7 protein-coding genes and 1 pseudogene are annotated in these 5,916 nt (G+C 55.3%); 3 read left to right on the forward strand and 5 right to left on the reverse strand.

The features are described 5' to 3' along the window. Together RTK32_RS11005 and RTK32_RS11010 are read left to right on the forward strand one after the other, a co-directional pair. A pseudogene (locus tag RTK32_RS11005) lies at nt 1-104 on the forward strand (ABC transporter permease); the annotation flags it as partial. A gap of 18 nt (nt 105-122) precedes the next feature. After that, nucleotides 123-935, forward strand: a complete 813-nt coding sequence (locus RTK32_RS11010) for a MetQ/NlpA family ABC transporter substrate-binding protein (protein ID WP_312043867.1) — start codon at nt 123-125, stop codon at nt 933-935. Between the two features lie 70 nt (nt 936-1,005). Here the strand turns inward: RTK32_RS11010 and RTK32_RS11015 are convergent, their stop codons facing one another. Continuing rightward, nucleotides 1,006-1,701, reverse strand: coding sequence for a B3/4 domain-containing protein (locus tag RTK32_RS11015; protein ID WP_312043869.1), 696 nt, complete (start codon nt 1,699-1,701; stop codon nt 1,006-1,008). 43 nt (nt 1,702-1,744) lie between these two features. Between RTK32_RS11015 and RTK32_RS11020 the strand changes: the two genes are divergently transcribed. Then, nucleotides 1,745-2,350, forward strand: coding sequence for a helix-turn-helix domain-containing protein (locus tag RTK32_RS11020; RefSeq protein WP_312043871.1), 606 nt, complete (start codon nt 1,745-1,747; stop codon nt 2,348-2,350). A gap of 53 nt (nt 2,351-2,403) precedes the next feature. On the opposite strand, the gene RTK32_RS11025 is transcribed toward RTK32_RS11020, so the two are convergent. Genes RTK32_RS11025 through RTK32_RS11040 form a run of 4 tightly spaced genes read right to left on the reverse strand, consistent with a single transcriptional unit; the run spans nt 2,404 to nt 5,626 of the window. Continuing rightward, nucleotides 2,404-3,231, reverse strand: coding sequence for an amino acid ABC transporter ATP-binding protein (locus RTK32_RS11025; protein WP_312043873.1), 828 nt, complete (start codon nt 3,229-3,231; stop codon nt 2,404-2,406). Continuing rightward, the gene (locus tag RTK32_RS11030; protein WP_312043875.1) at nt 3,215-4,168 is read right to left on the reverse strand and encodes an amino acid ABC transporter permease; all 954 of its coding nucleotides are present in this window, start codon (nt 4,166-4,168) and stop codon (nt 3,215-3,217) included. The genes RTK32_RS11025 and RTK32_RS11030 overlap by 17 nt, the downstream gene beginning before the upstream one ends. Nucleotides 4,169-4,177: 9 nt before the next feature. Then, nucleotides 4,178-4,687 (reverse strand): GNAT family N-acetyltransferase, encoded by a 510-nt coding sequence (locus tag RTK32_RS11035; RefSeq protein WP_312043877.1) that lies wholly within the window; start codon nt 4,685-4,687, stop codon nt 4,178-4,180. Between the two features lie 15 nt (nt 4,688-4,702). Next, the gene (locus RTK32_RS11040) at nt 4,703-5,626 is read right to left on the reverse strand and encodes an ABC transporter substrate-binding protein (RefSeq protein WP_312043878.1); all 924 of its coding nucleotides are present in this window, start codon (nt 5,624-5,626) and stop codon (nt 4,703-4,705) included. Between the last annotated feature and the right edge of the window lie 290 nt (nt 5,627-5,916).

The following is a 5,916-nucleotide window of genomic DNA, read 5'->3' on the forward strand; positions in this document are numbered from 1 at the left end:
ACCATAGCGATGTAACGCTGGTCGCCACGGTTATGATCCTGATTATCGTTTTTATTATTCAGTTTATTGGCGATTTCATCACAACACGTCTCGACAAACGCTAACTTATAAAGGAAGTCATAATGAAAAAGACACTGACGCTACTGGCTGCGGCCACTCTGGGCGCGCTGAGCCTGAGCGCATGGGCAGACACCCTGACTGTCGGCGCCTCTAACGTGCCGCATGCGGAAATTCTGGAGCAGGCTAAGCCGATCCTGGCGAAGCAGGGCATCGATCTGGAAATCAAACCTTTCCAGGACTATATCCTGCCAAACACCGCGCTGGCCAGCCACGATATCGACGCGAACTATTTTCAGCACGTGCCTTATTTGAACAGCGTGCTGAAAGATCACGCCGATGACAAAAGCTATGATTTTGTCAGCGCGGGCGCCATTCATATCGAGCCAATCGGTATTTACTCCAAAAAATACAAATCGCTGAAAGACCTGCCGCAGAACGGCAAAGTGATTATGCGTGATGCGGTATCGGAAGAAGGCCGTATCCTTTCTATTTTCGAGAAAGAAGGCGTCATTAAACTGAAACCGGGCGTAAGCAAAGTAGACGCGCGCATCAGCGATATTGTGGAAAACCCGAAACACCTGAAGTTCCTGGCTAACGTGGAAGGCGCGCTGCTGCCGCAGATGTATAACAATGACGAAGGCGATGCCGTTGTTATCAACGCCAATTACGCTATCGATGCCGGTCTGGATCCGGTAAAAGATCCTGTCGCGGTTGAGAGTGGCGAAAACAATCCTTACGCCAACATCATCACCGTGCATCGCGGCGACGAAAACAAGCCGGATATTAAAGCGCTGGTCACGGTACTGCATTCCAAACAGATCCAGGACTGGATCCGCACAAAATATAAAGGCGCGGTTATTCCTGTTAATAACTGATGACTGAAGCGAAAGGCCGGGAAACCGGCCTTTTTCACATCCTGCTTAAGATTTTTGGTCACCAGGCCGATCAGGGCACGGTAAATCCAATCACCTGCCTGTCAGTCTGTACGCCCGGCATCATCAGCGTCAGGCCCCGGATCAGCTCATCACCCGCCTCCAGCAGCGCCGCATAAGGCATTGACGGCAGGCTTTCCAGCACAAACCACATATGCGCCGCTTCGGCATTCAGCCGGGTTCTTACGCCCTGACGCCAGTTCCAGCGTCGGCAGGTCACGCCCTGATCATCACGCCAGATAACCTCCCCGACGTCGGGCGATTCGAGGGCTGCTTTACCGTCTTTAAACGTATCGAACAGCTCGCTGCCGTCAGCGATAACCAGGCGCGGCTGACCCACATAGGCGCCAATGTTTTCGCCACCGACCGGGATGGCGTAGCGCAGGCTGATGGCATTATACAGATCGACAACCGGATCGATGCCCGGCAACGTCCCATCGCGCTGCACCCTTTTCCACAGCGCCTCTGCCGAACAGGGCGTGCGCTTAGGTTTAGCGCCAAACTTTGTAAACGTTTCTGCCCAGTCGGCCAGGTGCGCGCTCGCCCAGGCAGGTGGCACTGCCAGCACGGTCTCACAGGCGCGTGCAAGCCACTCATCCGCGATAGCGGGGGCAGCCAGCGGTGCCGCTTTAACGGTAATACTCAGGGCGCGAAAACCCGGCGCCAGGTCAGCAATAGCCGGGTCGATTGACGGGGTGACTGAAAACATTCCATAATCCTGCGGTGACTAATTTATTCTATAGTAATGACCGATGACCAAAAAAGTCAATAAAACGACCGATGCCGGTGCCGATATCGACAGCGTTAGCGCTGCTGTTTCACGCAGTATTAAAACGCACCGTAAGGCGCAGAAGCTTTCACTGGATGAACTGGCCCGTCGGGCGGGCGTGAGTAAAGGGATGCTGGTGGAAACCGAAAAGGGGACGGCCAACCCCAGCATCGGTATTTTATGTAAAATAGCCTCCGCGCTTGTGGTGTCGGTTGCGGACATCGTTAATGTAACCGATTCGCCGTCGGCATGGCTGATTGCCCGCGAGGAGATCCCCACGCTGTGGCTGGGCGACAAGGGAGGGTCTGCACGCTTACTGGCAGGGACGCGCGGGCCGGATATGATAGAACTCTGGCGCTGGGAAATGCATCCGGGGGAAAGTTTTTCCTCAGCGGGACATCCGGCGGGCACGCTGGAGTTGCTGCACGTTGAGCAAGGCACGCTAAACCTGCAAACCGAAAGCGCCGCGCTGATGGTCAACGTGGGCTGTTCGGCCGTCGCCAGAACGGATATGGCGCACCGCTATGCCAACGAAACACAGGACCTGCTGATCTTTACTATGACCGTTGCCGAACTGCACCGCGGCTAACATCATCCGTCCGTATGCCAAAGCAGCAGGGCTTCAGGGACGGATGATGCCATCTACAACACCTTTTCCAGAAAGCGTCGGGTACGCTGATGAACAGGACGATTCAGTACCCGTTCGGCGCTGCCGCTTTCGACAATTTTGCCGTCCACCATAAAGACCACGCGATCGGCCACCTGCCGCGCAAACCCTATTTCGTGCGTGACCACCACCAGGGTAACGCCCGAACGTGCCAGTTTGTTAATCACATCCAGCACTTCGCCTACCAGCTCCGGATCCAGCGCGGAGGTCGGCTCATCAAACAGCATGACTTTCGGGTTAAGCGCCAGCGCGCGAGCAATAGCGATCCGCTGCTGCTGGCCGCCGGAAAGCTGCCGCGGCCAGGCGTGTGCCTTCTCGCGCAGGCCAACCGTATCCAACAGCTCGTAAGCCCGCCCGATCGCCTCGCTACGCTTCAGCAGGCCGTGCACCACAGGCGCTTCGATAATGTTATCCAGCACGGTCATATGCGGAAACAGGTTAAAATTCTGGAACACGTAACCGACCTGAATACGCTGTTTCAGGATCGCTTTTTCCTTCAGTTCATAGAGCTTATCCCCCTTTCGGCGGTAGCCTATATAATCGCCATCAATCTGAATAAAGCCTTTATCGACGCGTTCCAGGTGGTTAATGGTGCGTAAAAGCGTTGATTTGCCGGAGCCGGACGGCCCGAGGATCACGGTAACGGTGCCGGGTTCAATGGTCAGGCTGATATCATCCAGCGCCTTAAAAGCGCCGTAACTTTTACTGATATTGGCAATTTCAATTTTCCCTGCACGAGGGTGCACAGGGTGGCTCGTGGTTGGGGCAGCCTCGTAGCGACCCAAATCAAGCGCTTCTGACATCAGCATTCTCCTTATGGCGGGGCGAACGGTGGAACAGCGTAAAGCGGGCAGGACGAACCTGGCGTACCACGCCGCGCGCAAAATAGCGTTCGACATAGTGTTGCAGTACTGACAGGACGGTGGTGATGCACAGATACCAGACGCTGGCGACCATCAGTAGCGGGATCACCTGCTGGGTGCGGTTATAGATAACCTGCACGGTATAAAACAGCTCCGGCATCGACAGTACGTAAACAATAGCGGTGCCTTTTGCCAGGCTGATCACCTCGTTGAAGCCGGTTGGCAGAATGGCGCGCAGCGCCTGTGGCAAAATAATACGGAAGGTACGACGGAAGGGCGGCAATCCCAGCGCGGCCGCGGCTTCATGCTGGCCCTGTTCGACGCCGACAATCCCGCCGCGAATGATCTCGGCAGTGTAGGCGGCCTGTACCAGCGACAGCCCCAGTACCGCGACTGAAAACTGATCCAACAGATCAGTCGTGGCGTGAGTAAAGAAAGTCAGATCGGTAAAAGGGATCCCCAACGAAAGGCTGTCGTATAAATACGAGAAGTTATAAAGAATAATCAGTACCAGCAGCAGAGGCAGCGAGCGAAAAAGCCAGATATAGCACCAGGCCAGCGCGTTCAGCAGCCAGGAGTTGGCGAGCCGTGCCAGCGCCAGCCCGGTTCCCAGGAGCGAGCCGAACAGCGTTCCCAGCAGCGTCAGCAGCAGCGTTTTTCCCAGCCCGCTTAAAATCGCCGGATCGAAAAACCACTGCGCGAACACTCCCCATTCCCAGCGGGGATTGGTAGCAATGGACTGCACCACGCCAGTAATGATAAACAGCGCAAACGCCGCGCCTGCCAGACGCCATGGATAGCGCGCAGGAATCACTTTAAGGGCGGCATTGTCCGCCAGGTTGGCGTGCTGACGCCAGGCAGGGTCCAGATTTTTCATAGCGACTCCTCAGGCGCGGCGTTTGACAGGCTGGCTGAGCAGCATTTTGGTAAAGGGCAGGCGACCGTCAAAAGGCGGCAGCGCATAGCGTTCAGGATCCACCGCCAGATCAAACTGCGGTTGATAACCTTGCGAAAGATAGAGCCTGACGGCCTCCGGCTGGCGAAAGCCGGTGGTCAGAAACAGCGAGTCGTATCCCTGAAGGGCGGCCAGCCGCTCCAACTCCAGCAAGACCTTCTGGGCCAGTCCCTGACGCCGCATACTGCCGTGAGTCCAGATACGTTTCAGTTCAGCGGTCGTGACGTTGTAACGTTTGAATGCCCCCATTGCGATGGGCGTTTCATGGCGGAGCAGCACGATAAATGCGCCGTCTGGCGGGGCATAAAGCCCCGGTAGCTCTTCGTCCTGCTCACCGAAATAGTTGCCATAGCGGGCGCGGTATTCGGCAAACAACCCCTCAATAATCGGCTCGATACGTGGATCGTCCGGCGTGGTATGGATAAAGGTTTCTTCAATCATGGCGCGCTCCCGTACTCAGTCGCCTAAACCCGGCGGATTAATCTCGGAATGGTCGATTTTTTCGATGCTCTCGCCCCAGCGATCCAGCACCTGCAGATAGCTGCCGCTGGCAATAGCGCTGTTAAGCGAAGCCTGCACCGCTTCCACCAGCCCGCTGCCTTTTTTCAGCGTCACGGCAATGTTGGCGGTTTTTGGCCAGCCGCCAGCGACCACGCCGACCAGCCGTGTGGTACCGGTCAGTTTGGCTTTATAGGCGCCGACAACATTGGGCCCGAAAGTGGCATCGGCGCGGCCGGACTGGATAGCCAGCGTGGCGGCAGCGTCGTCGGTGACGTAAAGGGGCTGCATCGCAGGCAGGCCTTTTGCCTGATTCTCTTTATCCCACTGCAGCAGAATGGCTTCCTGATTGGTGCCGGAACCGACAATAATCCGTTTGCCGGCGATATCCGGCGCGGCGTCAATTTTGCTGATTTTACTGCTGCTTTTGACGTAGAAACCCAGCGTGTCCTGGCGATAGGTGGCAAAGTCGAAGCGTTCTTTGCGTGCTTTAGTCACGGTGATATTGTAAATCGCCGCGTCATATTTTCCGGAGGCAACGCCAAGTGGCCAGTCTTCCCAGGAGGCGGGAACGATTTTTAATTTTAACCCCAGCCCGTCGGCAACCAGACGGGCAATATCCGCTTCGCTGCCGATAACTGTTTTATTATCGCGGGCAAAAAGGCCAAACGGTGGCGCGCTGCCTAATACCGCTGTCGCCACCGTCAATGTGCCGGGCGTAACAAATTTATAATTAGCCGGGATCAGTGAAGCAGCCTGAGGATTTAGCGGCGCGTGCACCGGTTTTTCATTGGCAATTAAATCGATTCCTGGCGCGGCCTGCGCACTCAGGCTCAGCCCCAGCAGCAGTGCCAGCACGCTTAAACGGTTGCTATTCATCATTTTATCCCTGCGTTTTGTTTTTCTGCACTATTCCCGATGCCGCCGGGCAAGTAAAACAACAAAAACAAATAAAGATAGTGGGAAATAACAAATAATGTTTTCTCTTAATCCAGAATAATTCCAGCATTATGCAAAAGCTAAGCTGGAATTAATATTTAGCGTCGGTGCTTTTATATGGAATTCTCGCTGAAAGCCTCCAGAGAGAATGAATAATGACGTATCAATTAAGTTTATTAGATCAAAGTCCGGTGGACGAAGGGCAAACCCCGCAGGACGCGCTGGCGGCGACG

Origin of the sequence: Erwinia sp. (assembly GCF_031978025.1) — a bacterium.
GTDB lineage: Bacteria > Pseudomonadota > Gammaproteobacteria > Enterobacterales > Enterobacteriaceae > Erwinia.

What these genes read in the sequence shown, in the direction of transcription:
- RTK32_RS11025 (WP_312043873.1), bottom strand. Translation starts at nt 3,231, where the DNA reads ATGTCAGAAGCGCTTGATTTGGGTCGCTACGAGGCTGCCCCAACCACG.
- RTK32_RS11035 (WP_312043877.1), bottom strand. Translation starts at nt 4,687, where the DNA reads ATGATTGAAGAAACCTTTATCCATACCACGCCGGACGATCCACGTATC.
- RTK32_RS11030 (WP_312043875.1), bottom strand. Translation starts at nt 4,168, where the DNA reads ATGAAAAATCTGGACCCTGCCTGGCGTCAGCACGCCAACCTGGCGGAC.
- RTK32_RS11015 (WP_312043869.1), bottom strand. Translation starts at nt 1,701, where the DNA reads ATGTTTTCAGTCACCCCGTCAATCGACCCGGCTATTGCTGACCTGGCG.
- RTK32_RS11010 (WP_312043867.1), top strand. Translation starts at nt 123, where the DNA reads ATGAAAAAGACACTGACGCTACTGGCTGCGGCCACTCTGGGCGCGCTG.
- RTK32_RS11040 (WP_312043878.1), bottom strand. Translation starts at nt 5,626, where the DNA reads ATGATGAATAGCAACCGTTTAAGCGTGCTGGCACTGCTGCTGGGGCTG.
- RTK32_RS11020 (WP_312043871.1), top strand. Translation starts at nt 1,745, where the DNA reads ATGACCAAAAAAGTCAATAAAACGACCGATGCCGGTGCCGATATCGAC.